Annotated in this window: 14 protein-coding genes and 1 riboswitch; of the genes, 7 read left to right on the forward strand and 7 right to left on the reverse strand. The window is 65.6% G+C overall.

From position 1 onward, the window contains the following. Positions 1 to 28: 28 nt before the first annotated feature. The 4 genes from J2T07_RS13195 (at position 29) to J2T07_RS13210 (ending at position 2,793) form a co-directional block, all read left to right on the forward strand. The gene (locus tag J2T07_RS13195) at positions 29 to 412 is read left to right on the forward strand and encodes an ArsR/SmtB family transcription factor (RefSeq protein ID WP_306850545.1); all 384 of its coding nucleotides are present in this window, start codon (positions 29 to 31) and stop codon (positions 410 to 412) included. Then, positions 409 to 942 carry an SRPBCC family protein gene (locus J2T07_RS13200; RefSeq protein WP_306850546.1) on the forward strand — a complete coding sequence of 178 codons (534 nt, stop codon included), beginning with the start codon at positions 409 to 411 and terminating at the stop codon, positions 940 to 942. The genes J2T07_RS13195 and J2T07_RS13200 overlap by 4 nt, the downstream gene beginning before the upstream one ends. Positions 943 to 1,083: 141 nt before the next feature. Continuing rightward, positions 1,084 to 1,857, forward strand: a complete 774-nt coding sequence (locus J2T07_RS13205; RefSeq protein WP_306850547.1) for an SDR family oxidoreductase — start codon at positions 1,084 to 1,086, stop codon at positions 1,855 to 1,857. 27 nt (positions 1,858 to 1,884) lie between these two features. After that, the gene (locus J2T07_RS13210) at positions 1,885 to 2,793 is read left to right on the forward strand and encodes a LysR family transcriptional regulator (protein ID WP_306850548.1); all 909 of its coding nucleotides are present in this window, start codon (positions 1,885 to 1,887) and stop codon (positions 2,791 to 2,793) included. Between the two features lie 302 nt (positions 2,794 to 3,095). Here J2T07_RS13210 and J2T07_RS13215 read toward each other — a convergent pair whose 3' ends face one another. Then, positions 3,096 to 3,995, reverse strand: coding sequence for a LysR family transcriptional regulator (locus J2T07_RS13215; protein ID WP_306850549.1), 900 nt, complete (start codon positions 3,993 to 3,995; stop codon positions 3,096 to 3,098). A gap of 137 nt (positions 3,996 to 4,132) precedes the next feature. On the opposite strand from J2T07_RS13215, the gene J2T07_RS13220 reads away from it, so the two are divergent. After that, the gene (locus J2T07_RS13220; protein WP_306850550.1) at positions 4,133 to 4,669 is read left to right on the forward strand and encodes an ester cyclase; all 537 of its coding nucleotides are present in this window, start codon (positions 4,133 to 4,135) and stop codon (positions 4,667 to 4,669) included. A 1-nt stretch (position 4,670) separates the two neighbouring features. On the opposite strand, the gene J2T07_RS13225 is transcribed toward J2T07_RS13220, so the two are convergent. Both J2T07_RS13225 and J2T07_RS13230 read right to left on the reverse strand, forming a co-directional pair. Then, positions 4,671 to 5,384, reverse strand: coding sequence for a pirin family protein (locus tag J2T07_RS13225; protein WP_306850551.1), 714 nt, complete (start codon positions 5,382 to 5,384; stop codon positions 4,671 to 4,673). Between the two features lie 39 nt (positions 5,385 to 5,423). Beyond that, positions 5,424 to 7,121, reverse strand: a complete 1,698-nt coding sequence (locus J2T07_RS13230; RefSeq protein WP_306850552.1) for an FAD-dependent oxidoreductase — start codon at positions 7,119 to 7,121, stop codon at positions 5,424 to 5,426. A gap of 316 nt (positions 7,122 to 7,437) precedes the next feature. Here J2T07_RS13230 and J2T07_RS13235 point away from each other — a divergent pair, with 316 nt between their 5' ends. Continuing rightward, positions 7,438 to 7,854: a heavy metal-responsive transcriptional regulator gene (locus J2T07_RS13235; protein ID WP_306850553.1), complete on the forward strand. Its 417-nt coding sequence runs from the start codon at positions 7,438 to 7,440 to the stop codon at positions 7,852 to 7,854. Beyond that, positions 7,851 to 10,175, forward strand: a complete 2,325-nt coding sequence (locus J2T07_RS13240) for a heavy metal translocating P-type ATPase (RefSeq protein WP_306850554.1) — start codon at positions 7,851 to 7,853, stop codon at positions 10,173 to 10,175. The genes J2T07_RS13235 and J2T07_RS13240 overlap by 4 nt, the downstream gene beginning before the upstream one ends. Positions 10,176 to 10,225: 50 nt before the next feature. Here the strand turns inward: J2T07_RS13240 and J2T07_RS13245 are convergent, their stop codons facing one another. The 4 genes from J2T07_RS13245 to gcvP form a co-directional block, all read right to left on the reverse strand. Continuing rightward, on the reverse strand, positions 10,226 to 12,628 hold the full coding sequence (locus tag J2T07_RS13245) for a GH92 family glycosyl hydrolase (protein WP_306850555.1): 2,403 nt from the start codon (positions 12,626 to 12,628) through the stop codon (positions 10,226 to 10,228). Positions 12,629 to 12,717: 89 nt separating this feature from the next. Beyond that, positions 12,718 to 13,596, reverse strand: coding sequence for a bestrophin family protein (locus tag J2T07_RS13250; protein ID WP_306850556.1), 879 nt, complete (start codon positions 13,594 to 13,596; stop codon positions 12,718 to 12,720). Next, on the reverse strand, positions 13,593 to 14,258 hold the full coding sequence (locus J2T07_RS13255; RefSeq protein WP_306850557.1) for a carbonic anhydrase: 666 nt from the start codon (positions 14,256 to 14,258) through the stop codon (positions 13,593 to 13,595). Before J2T07_RS13255 ends, J2T07_RS13250 begins: the two co-directional genes overlap by 4 nt. Positions 14,259 to 14,345: 87 nt before the next feature. Then, a complete protein-coding gene (gene gcvP, locus J2T07_RS13260; protein WP_306850558.1) occupies positions 14,346 to 17,216 on the reverse strand; it encodes an aminomethyl-transferring glycine dehydrogenase in 2,871 nt (956 codons plus the stop codon). 42 nt (positions 17,217 to 17,258) lie between these two features. After that, positions 17,259 to 17,352, reverse strand: a riboswitch (glycine riboswitch). Between the last annotated feature and the right edge of the window lie 100 nt (positions 17,353 to 17,452).

The following is a 17,452-nucleotide window of genomic DNA, read 5'->3' on the forward strand; positions in this document are numbered from 1 at the left end:
AACCAAGTGGTTGACTAACGAGTGGTGCTTGCGTACATTCAACCTCATGGTTGAATTAGACGCCCCGCAACTGGACCCGATTTTCCACGCCCTCGGCGATCGCACGCGGCGGCACATGCTGCGTGAGCTCGCCGCTGGCGAGCGGACCGTGGGCCAGCTCGCCGAACCCTTCGAGATGTCCCTCGCGGCCGCATCCAAGCACATCAAGGTGCTGGAAAACGCAGGCCTGATCCGCCGCGAGGTACGCGGACGTGTCCATATCTGCCGACTCGACCCTGGCCCGCTGGCCAGCGTGAGCGAGTGGCTGGCCTTCTACGAGCGCTTCTGGACCGATCGTCTGGGCGCGCTCGACCGGCTCCTGCGTCAAGCCGATGCCCACGAGCCCCCGCCCTCCAAAGGAGACACGTCATGACCGACCTGGCCACCCCCGATACCTATGGCACGCTGATCGAACCCACCACGTTGAAGATCCAACGCGTCCTGCCAGGACCGATCGAGCGGGTCTGGGCCTACCTGACCGAGGGCGACCTGCGTCGCCAGTGGCTGGCGAGCGGCGAGATGGAGATGAAGGTGGGATCGACCTTCGAGTTCGTCTGGCGCAACGACGAATTGACGGATCCGCCCGGACAGCGGCCACCCGGATTTTCCGGCGAGCACCGCATGGAAGGTTCCATCACGGAGGTCGATCCGCCACGCAAGTTGGCGATCACCTGGGGAAGCACGGGTGGCGTCAGCTTCGAACTGGAGTCCAGCGGTGACCAGGTCCTGTTGACGCTGATCCACAGCCGTGTGCTCGACCGTACGATGCGACTGAACGTCAGCGCGGGCTGGCATATGCACCTCGACGTGCTGGCGGCGCGCATGGAAGGTACCCAGACCGGGCCGTTCTGGGACGGGTGGTTACGGTTGAAGGAGGAGTATGACGGGAGGCTTCCTGCCTGAGGAAATCTTCTGCGCCGCGTCATGCATGAGCACCCCTGATTGGATGGTTTTACTGGATGATTCATCCAGCCGTGGGTCGTTTATCGGCGGGATGAAGGGGCCTAAGCTCAAACCTCCATCGGCTCATGAAGGAGATATCCCGTGGCAGACCATTCCATCAAAGGCAAGGTCGTTCTCATCGCCGGAGGCGCCAAGAACCTCGGCGGCCTGATTGCACGCGACCTGGCTGGACAAGGCGCCAAGGCCGTCGCGATCCACTACAACAGTGCGGCTTCCAAGGCCGATGCCGATGCGACCGTAAAGGCGATACAGGCCAGCGGAGCGCAAGCCGTGGCCTTGCAGGGTGACCTGACGACGGCCGCCGCCGTCGAGAAGCTCTTCACCGACACCATCGCCGCGGTCGGTCGGCCGGATATCGCCATCAACACGGTGGGCAAGGTGCTGAAGAAGCCGTTCACCGAGATCAGTGAGTCCGAGTACGACGAGATGACGGCGGTCAATTCCAAGACCGCCTTCTTTTTCCTCAAGGAAGCCGGCAAGCACGTCAACGACAACGGCAAGGTCTGCACGCTGGTGACCTCGCTGTTGGGCGCATTCACCCCGTTCTATGCCGCCTATGCCGGAACCAAGGCGCCCGTGGAGCATTACACCCGCGCGGCTTCCAAGGAGTTCGGTGCGCGAGGCATCTCGGTGACCGCGGTCGGCCCGGGTCCGATGGATACACCGTTCTTCTATCCCGCTGAAGGCGCGGATGCGGTGGCTTACCACAAGACCGCCGCGGCACTTTCCCCGTTCAGCAAGACAGGCCTCACGGACATCGAGGACGTCGTCCCCTTCATTCGCCACCTGGTCAGCGATGGGTGGTGGATCACCGGCCAGACCATTCTCATCAATGGTGGCTACACCACAAAGTGAGGCAAGGACACCGACGGGCCAAGACGCATGGACAGATTCAACCAGTACAGGGTGTTCGCTCAGGTGGCGGAGATGGGCAGCTTCATCAAGGCGGCGAATGCCCTCGATGTGCCGCGGGCGTCGGTATCCGCGGCCATCCAGCAGCTGGAGGGCCAGCTGGGCGTGCGCTTGCTGCATCGTACGACGCGGCAGGTGCGGCTGACGACCGACGGGGAACAGTTACTGGACCGCGTGCGGCCGTTGCTGGCCGAAGTCGAAGACATCGATCAGCTGTTCCAGGCCAGTCGGCGGCAGGTGTCGGGACGACTCGTCGTCGATGCACCGAGTCGCATCGCCCGTCGCCTGATCGCCCCGGCATTGCCGGGTTTGTTGCGCCGCCATCCCCGGCTTCAATTGGTCCTGGGCTCGACCGACCGCGTCATCGACCTCGTGCAGGAAGGGGTGGACTGCGCGGTGCGCATCGGTGCGCCGCATGACAGCAGCCTGGTCAGCCGTCCACTGGGCCACATCGCCTTGGTCAACTGCGCGAGCCCAGCCTACCTGCGTGAGCACGGCGAACCGACCCAGCCTGGCGACCTGCAGCACGGACATTCGGCCGTGGGTTATGCGTCGCCTAAGACGGGCAGGGCGTTACCGTGGGAGTACCTGTCCGACGACGGTGGCGAGCAGCTGGTCGACGTATCCAGCAGGGTCGTCGTGAACAATGCCGAAAGCTATATCGCCTGCTGTCTCGCGGGACTGGGACTGATCCAGGTTCCACGCTTCGACGTCCAGCACCTGTTGGATTCGGGCGACCTGGTGGAGGTGATGCAAGGCTACCGTGCGGCTTCGATGCCGGTGTCATTGCTGTACCCGCATCGACGGCAGCGATCGCGGCGGCTGGCGGTTTTCCAGAAGTGGTTTGAAGCGTTGATCCAGCCACACCTGGATCGCTGACAGCGTTACCTCGGCCGAACAACGGGCTTGCGAGGGTGCCCGAGATCGGACTTGGTCCGATGTGCCTCGTTGCGGGGTACTTTTTTTCGCGCGTCGATTTACACGTATTCCGCGCTGAACGACTCCGCCTTTGTCACGGGTAAAGGGCCGATCGTGGCGGCGTGCTTCCCTCCTTTCGCATGCCATGCCTTGCCTGCCACCGTGAACAGCCAGACCTTTCCGTAATCGGTGACAACGGAGCCACCGGTAACGGAGCCACCGGTCTCCTGGGCCAAGGCAGGACGGCCAAGGTCCAGCCTTGCTTATTTCCGAGGGACTTCCTGGAACGCATTCACCATCGCATCCAGGAAAACACGGGCTTTTCGCGGCATGTTCGTTCGATCGGGGAACAGCGCGACGATGGGCAGGTCGCCACCATGCCAATCGGGCAGCACGCGTTCCAGCCGGCCGGACGCCATGTCGTGGCTGACGTCGACGATCGACTTCAACATGATGCCCAGCCCGGCGACGCACCAGTCGTGCAAGGCATCGCCATTGTCGACGCGCATGCGGGCCGGTGCCGGAATCGATTCTGTTGCGCCATTCGGGCCGTACAGACGCCAAGGGGCGACGAAATCTCCGTAACGCAGCAGGTCGTGGTTGCGCAGGTCCAAAGGCGTCGATGGACGGCCGCGACGATCCAGGTAGGCCGGCGCGGCCACGAGGATGCGCGAGTTGTCGGCGATCTTGCGCATGGCGGCACTGCTATCGACGAGTCCGCCACCGATGCGGATGGCCACGTCCGTCGCGCCGCCCACGACATCCACCACTTTGTCATCGAGGGACAACGAAATGGCGAGCTGCGGATAGCGGCGCGTGAGTTCCCCCAGAATGGGCGCCACGTGCCTGCGCCCGAACGACACCGGGGCGGACACCCGCAACGTCCCGACCGGCTCGTCGCGACCGGTCGCCAACAGCTCCTCGCCCTGGCGGATCGCCTCCAAGGCACGATCGATCTCGACCATCAGGCGTGCACCTTCTTCCGTCGGGGAGAGACGGCGCGTCGTCCGGTTGACGAGGCGCACGCCGGTGCGCCGCTCCAACGTGGCGAGCCGCTTGCTCACCACGGCAAGGCTGACGCCCATGGCGTTCGCGGCGGCGGTGAGCGAGCCCGATGCCAGTACCTGCTGCAACGTTCGAAGTTCGTTGAGATCGTCGAGCATGTTGCCTCGCAGTTGAGACTGACTAAGTTGATCGAGTAATTACATGTCTTTGTGGAAATTATTATGTTGTGGGCCTGCGCTGCGGGGCAAGGCCCGGGCGCTACACCGTCCCCTCAGGCCAAAACGAAGGACTATTCATGCGCACCCTTTTTGCCATCGCCTTGGCGCTTGCGGCCCCGTCCTGTTTCGCCGCCCAGGTGGACGACCGCGCGGCGGTCGCCATCGCGAAACCCCAGGAACTGGTCGTCGACGAGAGCCTTCCATCCACGTCCGTGGACGCCCTTCTGGCCCCCGTGGATGCGTTCTACGGGTTCTGGAACAACGGTAGCGCGCAGCTACTTTCCAAGGCGCTGTCGCCCTCGTTCATCGACCACACGTTGCCGCCCGGCAGGCCGCAGGGCCCGACCGGCCCCATGGTCGCCTCGAAGGCGTTCCTTGCCGCGGTTCCCGACCTGAGGGTGGCCGTGGTGCAGCGCCTGGTGGTCGGTGACCGGGTGGTCAGCCATCTTCGCTTCACCGGCCACTTTACTGGCGAGTTCATGGGCCGGAAGGGGCAAGGACAGCCGATCGACTTCATCGCCACCGACATCCTGCGCGTCAGGGCTGGTCGCGTCACCGACAACTGGCATCTCGAAGACAACCTCGCGTTCATGCATCAGATCGGCGCGATGTGACCTAGCGAGGCGGCTGCAACTCGCCCATGTCGAACAGCAGCACCTCGCCATCCACGCCATCGGAGAGCACGACGCGTTCCTCGCCGGTGATCTTGGCAGCGTCGCCCGCGGACAGCGGGTGACCGTTGACATGCACGCTGCCACGGACCACGTGGACGTACACCAGACGCTCGAAATCGATCGTGTGATGCGCGGTTTCGTCGGGGCCGAACAGCCCCGCGTAGATCCGGACATCCTGGTGAACCGTCACCGATCCGTGTTCGCCGGACTGGCTCGCCACCAGGCGCAGCTTGCCGCGCTTTTCCGCATCGGGAAAGAACTTCTGCTCATACCCGGGCGCCAGGTTCAGCTGGTTGGGGATGATCCATATCTGCAGGAAATGGGTCTCGGTGACCGCGTTGTTTTCCTCCGAATGCGTCACGCCATGACCGGCGCTCATGCGTTGTACTTCGCCAGGCCGGATCACGACGGCATTGCCCATCGAATCCTTGTGGGCCAGTTCTCCTTCGAGCACGTAGCTGATGATTTCCATGTCGCGATGGGAGTGCGTGCCGAAACCGGCTCCGGCGGCGACACGATCCTCGTTGATGACGCGCAGCGGACCGAAGTGGACGTGCTCTTCGTCGCGGTAGTCGGCGAACGAGAAGCTGTGGTGTGAATCGAGCCAGCCGTGGTTGGCGTGGCCGCGTTCGGAAGCGTGGCGAATGACGAACATGGTGTCTCCAGGATGAAAGATTGTGTTCCTACCGCCGGTTCAGGCCATCGCGATGGGGGAGGCCGGCTCGGCCGCGGCCAGAGAGTCGTGACGGATCGATGCGAGGTGTTCGTGCACCGCCTGGATCACGGCGGACCCCTCTCCGACGCCGGATGCGACGCGTTTCACCGATCCGGAACGGACGTCACCCACGGCGAATATGCCGGGGCGGCTGGTGGCATAGGGCGAGGTCGCGGGGATGCCGGCGCAGGCCCGTCCGGTTTCCACGAAGCCCTTCGCGTCGATGCCCACGCAATCGCCGAGCCAGTCGGTATTGGGATCGGCTCCGATCATCACGAACACGTTGCCGACCGGATGCACGACGACCTCGCCGGTGTCACGGCGACGGCACGCCACCGATTCGAGGTGCTCGTCGCCCTCGAAACGGACGATCTCGCTGTGGACATGCAGGGTGATCCGCGTGGAGTGCGCGATCCGTTCGATGAGGTAGTTGGACATCGTTGCCGCCAGGCCGCCGGCGCGGACCACCAGGTGGACCATCGACGCCGTGCGCGAGAGGAAGACGGCCGCTTGCCCTGCCGAATTGCCGCCACCGACGACGATCACTTCCTGCCCCTGGCAGAGTTTGCCCTCCATCGGCGTGGCGGCATAGTGCACGCCGCTACCCTCGAAACGTTCGTAGTCCACCGCCGAAAGCTTCCGGTAGCGCGCCCCCGTGGCCACGACGATGGCATGTGTGCGCACCTCTTCGCCGCCCTCCAGCTTCAGGCGATACGGCTGTTCGTCGCATTCGAGGGAACGGACGAAACGCGAGATGGCGAGCCGCGCTCCGAATTTCTGCGCCTGGATGTGGGCGCGTCCCGCCAGAGCCTGTCCCGAGATGCCGGTGGGGAAGCCCAGGTAGTTCTCGATGCGCGACGACGTGCCGGCCTGGCCACCCGGGGCCAGGCCCTCGATGACGACGGTGTTCAGGCCTTCGGAGGCCGCATAGACGGCGGCGGCGAGTCCCGACGGACCGGCGCCCACCACCACCACGTCGTAGACAAGCGCGTCGTCGAACGCCTCGGTCAGGCCGAGACGATCGGCGAGTTCGGCGGTGGAGGGCCGGCTGAGAGCGCTTTGATCGGGAAAAATCACCACCGGCAGTCGCTCGGCCGTGGTTCCCATGCCTTCGAGCACCTGGTCTTCGGCACCGGCATCGGAGGTATCGATGAGGCGATGCGGGTAGCCGTTGCGTGTGAGGAAGCGCTGCAGGGCAAGTGTCGCGGCCTCGTGCGCACCGCCCACGATGAGGACGCCACCGGTGCCGTTCTGGATCAGCCCGACACGACGAAGGATCAGTGCGCGCATGACGATCTCGGCGATGTCCGGCTCGGCCGCCAGCATGCGCTTCAGGGCATCGCGTTCGATCTTGATGACGCGCGTTCCGGCCATGGCACGCGCATAGACGAGGACCTCCCGCTGGTTCAGCAGGTCCAGCTCACCGGTGAATTGTCCATGGGTATGGGTCGCGAAGACGACCGGTTGCCCGGAAGCGTCGAGATCGAACACTTCCACGGTGCCTGCCACGATCACGAAGAAGCACACCGCGCGTTCGCCGCGGGCGTATAGCAGCGTATCCGCCTGGAAATCCTGCTCGACGCCGTAGTGCCGCGCCGTGTCGATCATGGACTCGTCGAGGCGTGGAAAGATCTGCGCCGTCCGCGCATAGGGATCGTTTGGATCGATGGTGTTCACGTCCGCACCCGGAAGGACAGCGATGGTCCCTCGCACTGTAGTGTCGGCATCGGGTGGCTGATTGAAGAATTCGTACCCCTGTCAAAGACTGCTTTCGATCAGTGGGATGGTTAACGCACATCGCTCCTCCGGGGCCCGATCGGGCCGGTGGGTGAAGCGGCCTTACCCGTCTGGTTATGGGCTGTGTCGGAAAAGTGGGTCGACGTCAGTTAAGGGCTTTCGACAGCAAGCAGTGACAAGGTGAAGGGAGCCCGACAGATGACGCCAACATTCCCTCTTGACTCTAGACCTGTATCAAAGGTCTAGACTCAACCCCATGAACACCCAAACCGCCCTCACCATCGGCCGCATCGCGCAGAGCGCGGGCGTCGCCATCGACACCATCCGGTTCTACGAGCGGGAAGGGCTCCTGCCCGAACCCAGGCGCCGGCCCTCCGGATACCGCGAATACGACCAGAGCGCCGTTTCGCGGCTGCGGTTCATCCGCCGGGCCAAGGACCTGGGTTTCACCCTGGAGGAAATCAGAGAGTTGCTGGCCTTGTCGGCTGACAGGCATGGCGGCGTGGAAGGCGTGCGCGAGCGCGCCGCGGCACGCTTGCAGGCGATCGACGAGCGCATCGCGGAGTTGCAGCGCGTGCGCGACGGACTGGCGGAGCTGGTGGAGGCCTGTCCGGGGCATGGGGCGCCGGAGGATTGCCCGATCCTCAAGGCGCTGGCGGAGCCGAACGCATGAGCCGCGCCTGCTGTGGACACGACGCCGGCGCACAGGCCGGCGTGGTGAAGGATCCCGTGTGCGGCATGACGGCGGACCCGGCGACCACGCCGCACCACGCCACGCATGAAGGCCACGATTACCACTTCTGCGGCGCGCGGTGCCGCGAGCGGTTCGTCGCCGAGCCGGGCAAGTACCTTGGCCCGAAGGAGCCTGAACCGGAAGCGCCGCCAGGCACGATCTACACCTGCCCGATGCATCCGGAGATACGCCAGGTCGGCCCGGGCTCCTGCCCGAAGTGCGGCATGGCGTTGGAGCCAGCGATGCCGACACTGGACGAGGACGATGGTGAAGTCCGCGCGCTCGGCCGGCGCCTGGCGCTACTGGTGGGCTTGACGATTCCCGTGATCCTCGTCGCGATGGGGCCGCATCTCGTCGACATGACGTGGCCCGAGCCCTGGTCGTCGCTGGCGCGCTGGGGCGAGGCCTTGCTGGCGACCGTGGTGGTGCTGTGGGGCGGCGCGCCGTTCTTCGCTCGCGGCTGGCGTTCGCTGATGCCGTGGTCGCCGAACATGTACACCTTGATCGCGCTGGGTACGGGCGTGGCGTGGTTGTACAGCGCCGTGGCATTCCTTTTCCCGTCGTCGTTCCCGCCCACCATGCGCAACGCACACGGCATGGTCGACGTGTATTTCGAATCGGCCGCGGTGATCGTCACGCTGGTGACACTGGGCGATTTCCTGGAGCTTCGCGCACGCCGCCAGACCGGAGAGGCCTTGCGCGGCTTGCTCGGGCTGGTGCCGAAAACCGCGCGCCGGGTGGCCGAGGATGGTCGCGAGGAAGACGTGCCGCTGGACAGCCTGCGAGTCGGCGACCACGTGCGGGTGCGGCCGGGCGAAAAGGTTCCGGCGGACGGCAGCGTGCTGGATGGCGAGAGCCACGTCGACGAATCCATGCTCACCGGTGAAGCGATGCCGGTGGCGAAACGCGCGCACGACAAGGTCACGGCCGGTACGCAGAACCAGCACGGTGCGTTGACGATCCGAGTGGATCACGTGGGCGCGGACACGGTGCTTTCGCGCATCGTCGCGATGGTGGCCGAAGCGCAGCGTTCACGCGCACCCTTGCAGCGCGTCGCCGACAAGGTCGCCGCGTGGTTCGTGCCCACGGTGGTGATCGTAGCGATGCTCGCCTTCGCCGTTTGGTGGACCGTGGGCCCGCAGCCTTCGCTGGCGCATGCGCTGGTGGCGGCGGTGTCGGTGCTGATCATCGCCTGTCCCTGCGCCCTGGGCCTGGCGACGCCGATGTCGATCATGGTGGCCAGTGGCCGCGGTGCCCAGGCGGGCGTACTGTTCCGCGACGCGGCAGCGATCGAGACTTTGCGCGAGATCGACACGCTGGTATTCGACAAGACCGGCACGCTGACGGAAGGCAAGCCGGTGCTGACCGAGCTGCGCAGCTTCGGTTCCGATCGTGCGGAAGCACTGGCTCTTGCCGCGGCGCTGGAACGTCCCAGCGAACATCCACTGGCCGCCGCGATCGTCGCCGCCGCCGAAGGCGAGGGACTGGCGATCCCTACGGTATCCGGGTTCCAGGTGGCGGTGGGGCGCGGTGTCACTGGACGAGTGAACGGGCGCGACGTCGCCATTGGCAATGCGCGGTTGATGGAAGATGACCGCGTGGATGTCAGCGTCGCGCACGAGGCGGCCGGGAAGGCACGCGCGAAAGGCGCCACGGTGATGTTCCTTGCCATCGATGGCCGGTTGGCCGCGCTGCTTTCGCTTGCCGACGCGGTCAAGCCGTCGACGAAGCCCGCGTTGGATGCCTTGCACGAGGCAGGCGTGCGACTGGTGATGCTGACGGGCGACAACGAGGTCACGGCGAAAGCCGTCGCCTCATCGCTGCCGATCGACGAGGTGCACGCGGGTGCGTCACCGGAGGACAAGGCCCGTCTCGTTTCCTCGCTCAAGGCGAAGGGCTTGAAGGTCGCGATGGCGGGCGATGGCGTGAACGATGCACCAGCGCTTGCCGCCGCGGATATCGGCATCGGCATGGGCAACGGCAGCGACATCGCGATCCAGAGCGCATCGGTGACCTTGCTCAAAGGCGACCTCGCCGGTATCGCAAGGGCGAGGGCCTTGTCCGAGGCCACCGTGAAGAACATCCGGCAGAACCTGTTCTTCGCGTTCATCTACAACGCGGTCGGCGTGCCGGTGGCGGCGGGTGTGTTGTACCCGCTGCTGGGAGTGACGCTGTCACCGATGATCGCCGCGCTGGCGATGAGCCTGAGTTCCGTATCGGTAGTGGGTAATGCGTTGCGCCTGCGACGCGACACGTTCTAACCGAAGAGCCCGCACCTCGACTTGAGATGCGGGCTCCCACAAACAGCCGGTCAGCGCTTGTCGAAGGAGGGTGGGACGTCCGAGGGTTTCGTCGCCCACGAGGTGTTCGGCTTGTCCGACAGGTCGAATTGCAGCTTGCCGCCCTTCCGTGCGAACGATTCCGGTAGCCACGCGCGCGTGGACACTTTGCCGTCCACCTTCAGCGCGGTGACATAGGGCTTGCCGATGCCCGCGTTCGGCGCCTCGATCGTCACGTCGCCGTTCTCGCGATGCACGACGGCGCGGGTGAACAGCGGGCTGCCTGTCACCATTTCCGCACGGCCTGGAATCGACGGATAGATGCCGAGCGCGGCGAATACGTACCACGACGACATTTCGCCGAGATCGTCGTTGCCGGGAATGCCGTTGGGCGCGTTGAGCCAGATCGTGTCGAGCACGCGGCGGACCAGTTCCTGCGTCTTCCACGGCTGTCCGGCGTAGTTGTAGAGCCAGGGCGTGCCGATGGACGGCTCGTTGTCCAACTCGGCGTGCAGGGGGCCCGACTTGGTCACGGCGAAGCTGCCGTCGGGCTGATAAAAGAACGCGTCCAGCCGCTTGCGCGCCTTGTCCCGGCCGCCCATGGCGTCGAACAGGCCACCGACGTTGAAGGGCACCATCCACACGTACTGTGCGGCACTGCCTTCGACGAAGCCGTCTTCCGTGGATGGCGTGAACGCGTGCGGGGCTTCCTTGTCGTCGTCCTTCACCAGCGCCCAACTTCCGCCGGCATTGCGGTTACGGATGTAGCCCCCTTCCGGGGTCGCCTTCGGGTCGAAGAGGTTGCGCCAATACTGCGCACGTTCCAGGAAGCGGGCGGAGGTAGCCGTGTCGCCGAGGCGCCCTGCGAGCGCGCTGATGCCGAATTCGGCGGCGACGGTTTCCAGCGTATCGGCGGCCGGCCCCCAGGCGGGCGCGCCGACCGGGATGTAATGCAGTTTCAACCAGGCGTCGAGCCCGGGGCGTTGGCCCACGCATTCGACTTCGCAGCCATCGTGCGAGGTATCGAGAGCGGTCGGATTGTCAGCGGCGTGCACCAGCGAGGCAAGGGCGCCCTTGACGTCGAAGTCGCGTGCACCGAAGGCATACATGCCGGCGATCGCGGCGGCGGACGGATCGCCGTTCATCACATGCGTGCCACCGTTGTTGTGCGTCCAGCGATCCCATACACCATTGTTCTGCTGCGCCTGGTTGTAGAGGCTCTGCGCGATGTCGCTGGCGGTCTCCGGTTCCAGCCAGGCCACCAGCGGCAACTGCGACCGGTAGACATCCCAGCCGGAGAAGTTGGCGTACTGCGCCTTCTGGCTGCCGGTGACGCGATGCACGGCGTTGTCGAAACCGCGGTACTCGCCGTTGACGTCGCTGAAGACGTTGGGATGCATCAGCGCGTGATACAGCGCGGTGTAGAACACCGTGCGTTGGTCGGGCGTACCGCCTTCGACGTCGATGTGGGAGAGTCGTGCGTTCCAGGCGTCGACGGCCTTGTCGCGCAGGGCTTCGAATGTCGTGCCCTTCGGATTCTCGGCATCGAGGTTGGCCTGCGCATTGGCGAGGCTGACGTACGAGATGCCGACGCGAACATTCACCACACCGGTTCCCTTGGCGAACCCGACCCACGCACCGGAGCCCTTTCCCGCCGCCGGGAACCCCTTTTCGCCGTAACCCGTACCGCCTTCCGCGTGCGTGCCGCCCTTGTGCACGCTCGTGTCTTGCCACGTACCCGTGGAGGTGAACGGCTGATCGAAGTCGGCGACGAAGTAGAGCGTGTAGTAGCTGCGCCGGTCGGCTTCGTTGATGTAGCCGCAGAAATTGCCGCTGGTCACTTCGCCCGTGACGCGTCTTCCACCCTTGTCGACGGTGACACTGGCCTTCTCGGAGCCGGCCTCGGAATCGGAGGCACGCACAAGCACGTTCGCCGGCTTGCCGGCGGGGAAGGCGAATCGTGCCGCGCCCGAATGCAACGCGGCGGTAAGGTCCACGGCCACACCGTTGTCGAGCGTCACGTGGTAGTGGCCCGCTTTGGCTGTTTCGTTCGCGTGCGAGAACTTCGATGCATACGCATGGCGGAAGTCCGTCGACGGCGAGACGGTGACCTCGTCCGCCACCGGCATGATCGGCACGTCGCCCGAACCACCCGCGCAACCCCAGCCTTCGACGTTGGTGAGACTGAAGCCACGGATGGCATCGGCGCGATATTCATAACCGCCGGGTGCCGCGATGGGTGCCTTCTTTCCCGGCAGGGGCGAGGCTTCCGGACTGAACTGCAGCATGCCGAAAGGAACGACGGCACCGGGGAAGACGTTCCCTCCGTTCGTCGTGCCGATCAGTGGATTCACCCATTCGGCCGGGCCGGAGGTGGCGCCCGCCAAGGGGGGTACGAGTGCGGCGGCGAGGGCGATCGAACGAAAGGCGCGCAAGGGTGAACCTCCGTGAAGCCGGGATTTATCTCGATTGAAATCGCTCCGCGGCCGGTTGTCCCGTGCCAACGGTCATGCTTCGAGAAGATTTACCAGAGGATGCCGTCGACCGGCTTCACCGGCTCCAGGCCATGCGCCTCGCCGAGGGAGTCGCGCAGGTCGATCTCGATGCCGCGGGTGAGGGTCGTCAGCGGCACGTCGTCTTCGAGGTTCTCGAAGGGGTTCTGCATGTCGTTGCCGATCTGCAGCAAGGCCAGGAACAGGAAACCCGCCACGGTGGAGCCGAGCGGGGTGTACAGGCCCAGCGTCTCGACCAGCCCCAGCGGAAGGAGCAGGCAGAATCCATGCGTGAAGATGGCCGGATACGTGGCGTACTGCTGCGGCAATGGGGTGTTCTTGATCCGTTCCATGCCACCTTGCGCATTGGAAATGTCGGACAAGGTGCGTGCGATGGCCGCGAGCAGGATCGGCTCGGGACGCGCTTCGCCGATCCATGCCGCCGTGCGCGCGTGGATGGCGTTCGGCACGTTGGCGACCCCGCGCAGCGCGGCGATTTCCTCGTCGGGAAGGCGTGCGCCCAGTTCGTCCCATGGGGATTGCCGGCGCAGGTGCAGGCGCAGCGCGTGCACGTAGGCGACCTGCCGATGCACCACGGTCGCGGCGGCCGTGCGGTTGGGAAGCAGCGTGACCGCCTCGCGGCCCAGCGTGCGCGAGGCATTGACCATCGCACCCCAGAGCGTCCGCGCCTCCCACCAGCGCGCATAGGCGGTGGTATTGCGGAAGCTGAGGTACACCGCCACGGCGGAGCCGAGGAGGGTGAGGGGCAGGGCGGGGAATTCGGCCGTCCAGCGCGGGTGCATGAAGTACCACAGGGCGGTCACCGCGACGTCCCAGGCCAGCAGCCAGATGAGCGGCCGCCCGACGTAACGCAGGATGTGCCCGAGGTGGGCCCGCCCCGGAAGGATCATGCGCCGTGCTCGCGCTTGATCGCCTCGGCAAGGGGGAGGAAGCGGTTGGCCGCCTCGTCGAGAATGGACACCGTGCCGTCGCCGATGTCGTAGACCCAGCCTTGCAGGGTGATGGCATCGTTGGCCATGGCCGCGGCCACCGCCGGGTGCGTGCGCACGTGGGTGAGCTGCAGGCGCACGTTTTCCTCGATCACCGCCTGCATGGCCTCTGCGCCTTCCAGCTTGCGCGCGAACACGGTGCTCTTGGCCGCCTGCGCGTTGCGCAGCCATGCCTCGACCGTGGGCAGGTCCTTGGTGGAATCGGGATTGAGCAGGCCCTTCATGGCGCCGCAGTCGGTGTGGCCGCAGATCACGATGTGGCGCACGCCGAGCACCATCACCGCGTACTCGACCACGGCGGACACGCCACCGAGCATCTCGCCATAACCCGGCACGATGTTGCCGATGTTGCGGCAGACGAAGAGTTCGCCGGGCTGGGTCTGGGTGATCATCTCCGGCACCACGCGGGAATCGGCGCAGGTGATGAACAGGGTATGCGGGCTCTGGCCCTCGGCCAGTTCGTCGAACAGGTGCTGCCGTTCGGGGAAGACCTTGTGGCTGAAGTCCTCGACACCCCTCAGCAGGCCTAGCAGGCTATCGTCGCGTGGCGTTTCCTGGGTCATGTAGTCACCTTGGAAGATCGCGCCGCCCGAACCGGGCGGCGCCAGGAGCGCAGTTTAGGGCAAAGCCGGCTCCCCCAGGAGGCGGTTTTACACCTCCACGTCTTCCTTGTACGCATCGATCGGGATGCAGGCGCACATCACGTTCTTGTCACCATAGACGTTGTCCACGCGCGACACCGGAGGCCAGTACTTCGACAGCTTCAGCGACGGCAGCGGGAACGCGGCCAGTTCGCGCGGATAGGCGTGGGTCCACTCGCTGCCCGTGACCATCGTGGCCGTGTGCGGGGCGTTGCGCAGGGGGTTGTCCTCGCGGTCCAGGCGACCGTCCTCCACCGCGCGGATCTCGTCGCGGATCTGGATCATGGCGTCGATGAAGCGGTCGAGTTCGTGCTGCGATTCGCTTTCGGTCGGCTCCACCATCAAGGTGCCGGCCACCGGGAAGCTCAGGGTGGGGGCGTGGAATCCGAAGTCGATCAGGCGCTTGGCGACGTCTTCCGCACCGACGCCGGTGGCGTCCTTGAGAGGGCGCAGATCGAGGATGCACTCGTGCGCCACCAGGCCGTTGCGGCCCGTGTACAGCGTCTTGAAGTGCGGCGCGAGGCGCTTGGCGATGTAGTTGGCGTTGAGGAGGGCCACCTGGGTCGCCTTGCGCAGGCCTTCCGTGCCCATCAACGTGATGTACATCCACGAGATCGGAAGGATCGATGCGGAGCCGAAGGTGGCCGCGCTGACCATGCCGACATCGCCCTCGCCACCGAACGCGCGCGGCAGGAAGGGAGCGAGGTGCGACTTGACCGCGCACGGGCCGACGCCCGGGCCGCCACCGCCGTGGGGGATGCAGAAGGTCTTGTGCAGATTGAGATGCGAGACGTCCGAACCCCACTTGCCCGGCTTGGCCACGCCGACCAGGGCGTTCATGTTGGCGCCGTCGGTGTAGACCTGGCCGCCGTGCTTGTGCACCGCTTCGCAGATGGCGACCACGTCTTCCTCGAACACGCCATGCGTGGAGGGGTAGGTGATCATGATGGCGGCGAGGCGGTCGGCATATTTCTCGGCCTTCTCGCGGATGTCGTCGACGTCCACGTTGCCGTTCGCGTCGCAACGGGTGACCACGACCGTCATGCCGCACATCTGTGCCGACGCGGGATTGGTCCCGTGCGCCGATTCCGGAATGAGGCAGATGTCGCGGTGGCCTTCGCCGCGCGAGCGGTGGTAGGCGCGGATGGCGAGCAGGCCGGCATATTCGCCCTGCGCACCGGAGTTCGGCTGGAGGCTGACGGCGTCGTAGCCGGTGCATTCCACCAGCATCGCTTCCAGCTCGTCGATCAGCTGTTTGTAGCCCTGGGCCTGGTCGGCCGGCGCCAGCGGATGGATGTTGGCGAACTCCGGCCACGTCACCGGGATCATCTCGGCGGTGGCGTTGAGCTTCATGGTGCACGAGCCCAGCGGGATCATCGTCCGGTCGAGCGCGAGGTCCTTGTCGGCCAGCCCACGCAGGTAACGCAGCAGTTCGTGCTCGCTGTGGTGCGTGTTGAAGACCGGATGCTGGAGGAAGTCGACGTCGCGCAGCAGGGGCTTCGGCAGGGCGTCGTGGACCTCGGCGTCGAGTGCGTCGATGTCGCCGACGCTGGCGCCGAAGATGCCTGCGAGCGCGACGATGTCCGCACGCGTGGTGGTCTCATCGAGGCTGATGCCGACGCTGGATGCGTCGATGGCACGCAGGTTGACGCCCGCGTCGGCGGCCTTGGCGTGGACCGCCTTGGCCTCGATGCCGGTGATATGCAGCGTGTCGAAGAAGTCGCCGCCGACGGCGATGCCGGCCCTGCGCAGCGCCACGGCGAGGATCGTCGCGAGGCGGTGCGTGCGGCGTGCGATGCGGACCAGCCCTTCCGGACCGTGGTACACGGCGTACATGCTGGCCATCACGGCGAGCAGCACCTGCGCGGTGCAGATGTTGGACGTGGCCTTCTCGCGACGGATGTGCTGCTCGCGCGTCTGTAGCGTGAGACGGTAGGCCGGCTTGCCCTCGGTATCCACGGAGACGCCGATCAGGCGGCCCGGCATCGAGCGCTTGTATGCGTCACGGCAGGCGAGGTAGGCCGCGTGCGGGCCACCGAAGCCATAGGGCACGCCGAAACGCTGCGTGTTGCCCACCACGATGTCCGCGCCCCAGCTGCCCGGCGCGGCGATCAGGGTGAGCGCGAGCAGGTCGGTGGCGACGCAGACGACGCCGCCACGCGCGTGCGTCGCATCGGCCAGCGCCTTGTAGTCGTTGATGCGGCCGAAGGTGTTCGGGTACTGCAACAGCACGCCGAAGCTATCCACCGTGGCGCCTTCGCTGTCGTCGCCCACGTGCAGTTCGATGCCGATGCCGTCGGCACGGGTGCGCAGTACTTCGAGCGTCTGCGGATGGACGTCCCTGGACACGAAGAACACGTTCGACTTCGACTTGGCGGATCGCTTGGCCAGCGCCATGGCCTCGGCCGCGGCGGTGCCTTCATCGAGCAGCGACGCGTTGGAGATGTCCATGCCGGTGAGGTCGGCGACCATCGTCTGGAAATTGATCAGGGCTTCCATGCGGCCCTGCGAGATTTCCGCCTGGTACGGCGTGTACGCCGTGTACCACGCGGGGTTCTCGAGCACGTTGCGCAGGATGACGTTCGGCGTGAGTGTGCCGTAGTAGCCCTGGCCGATGAAGCTGCGGAAGACGGTGTTGCGGTCGGCGATCGCGCGGATCTTCGCCAGCGCCTCTTCCTCGGTGACCGCGGCGGGCAGGGCGAGCGGAGCGGGCGACTTGATCGAGCCGGGAACGATGGCGTCGGTGAGCGCGTCGAGCGTGTCGTGGCCGACCACGCGCAGCATCTCGGCGATCTCGGTGTCGTTGGGGCCGATGTGGCGCTCGATGAAGGCGCCGTGGTTCTCGAGGTCGCGCAGCGAAGGAGAGGTTTTATGGCTCATGGGCTTGGAGGCATCCGAAATAACGCGCCGTGCCGGCACGTGGGGCGCCCCTCTGTCCTTTTGCCTGAGAGTTTGGAGGCGGGAGCCTCTTGCACCTTCGGCGCCGGATCGAACCGGTCTCTCCAGAGTGATGACCGCGCGGTGGTTTTGGGGCCTGAGCGATTACGGGCGTTGCGCCTTCGGCAGCGGGTCCTTCCGCTTCTCCCACCGTGCATTACCTGGCCGATTATACAGGG

The sequence above is a fragment of the Luteibacter jiangsuensis genome, from assembly GCF_030812295.1.
Lineage (GTDB): Bacteria > Pseudomonadota > Gammaproteobacteria > Xanthomonadales > Rhodanobacteraceae > Luteibacter > Luteibacter jiangsuensis_A.

Excerpts from the sequence above, each read along its gene's own strand:
- J2T07_RS13200 (WP_306850546.1), top strand. The coding sequence starts at position 409 with ATGACCGACCTGGCCACCCCCGATACCTATGGCACGCTGATCGAACCC.
- J2T07_RS13210 (WP_306850548.1), top strand. The coding sequence starts at position 1,885 with ATGGACAGATTCAACCAGTACAGGGTGTTCGCTCAGGTGGCGGAGATG.
- J2T07_RS13215 (WP_306850549.1), bottom strand. The coding sequence starts at position 3,995 with ATGCTCGACGATCTCAACGAACTTCGAACGTTGCAGCAGGTACTGGCA.
- J2T07_RS13220 (WP_306850550.1), top strand. The coding sequence starts at position 4,133 with ATGCGCACCCTTTTTGCCATCGCCTTGGCGCTTGCGGCCCCGTCCTGT.
- J2T07_RS13225 (WP_306850551.1), bottom strand. The coding sequence starts at position 5,384 with ATGTTCGTCATTCGCCACGCTTCCGAACGCGGCCACGCCAACCACGGC.
- J2T07_RS13235 (WP_306850553.1), top strand. The coding sequence starts at position 7,438 with ATGAACACCCAAACCGCCCTCACCATCGGCCGCATCGCGCAGAGCGCG.
- J2T07_RS13240 (WP_306850554.1), top strand. The coding sequence starts at position 7,851 with ATGAGCCGCGCCTGCTGTGGACACGACGCCGGCGCACAGGCCGGCGTG.
- J2T07_RS13250 (WP_306850556.1), bottom strand. The coding sequence starts at position 13,596 with ATGATCCTTCCGGGGCGGGCCCACCTCGGGCACATCCTGCGTTACGTC.
- J2T07_RS13255 (WP_306850557.1), bottom strand. The coding sequence starts at position 14,258 with ATGACCCAGGAAACGCCACGCGACGATAGCCTGCTAGGCCTGCTGAGG.
- gcvP (WP_306850558.1), bottom strand. The coding sequence starts at position 17,216 with ATGAGCCATAAAACCTCTCCTTCGCTGCGCGACCTCGAGAACCACGGC.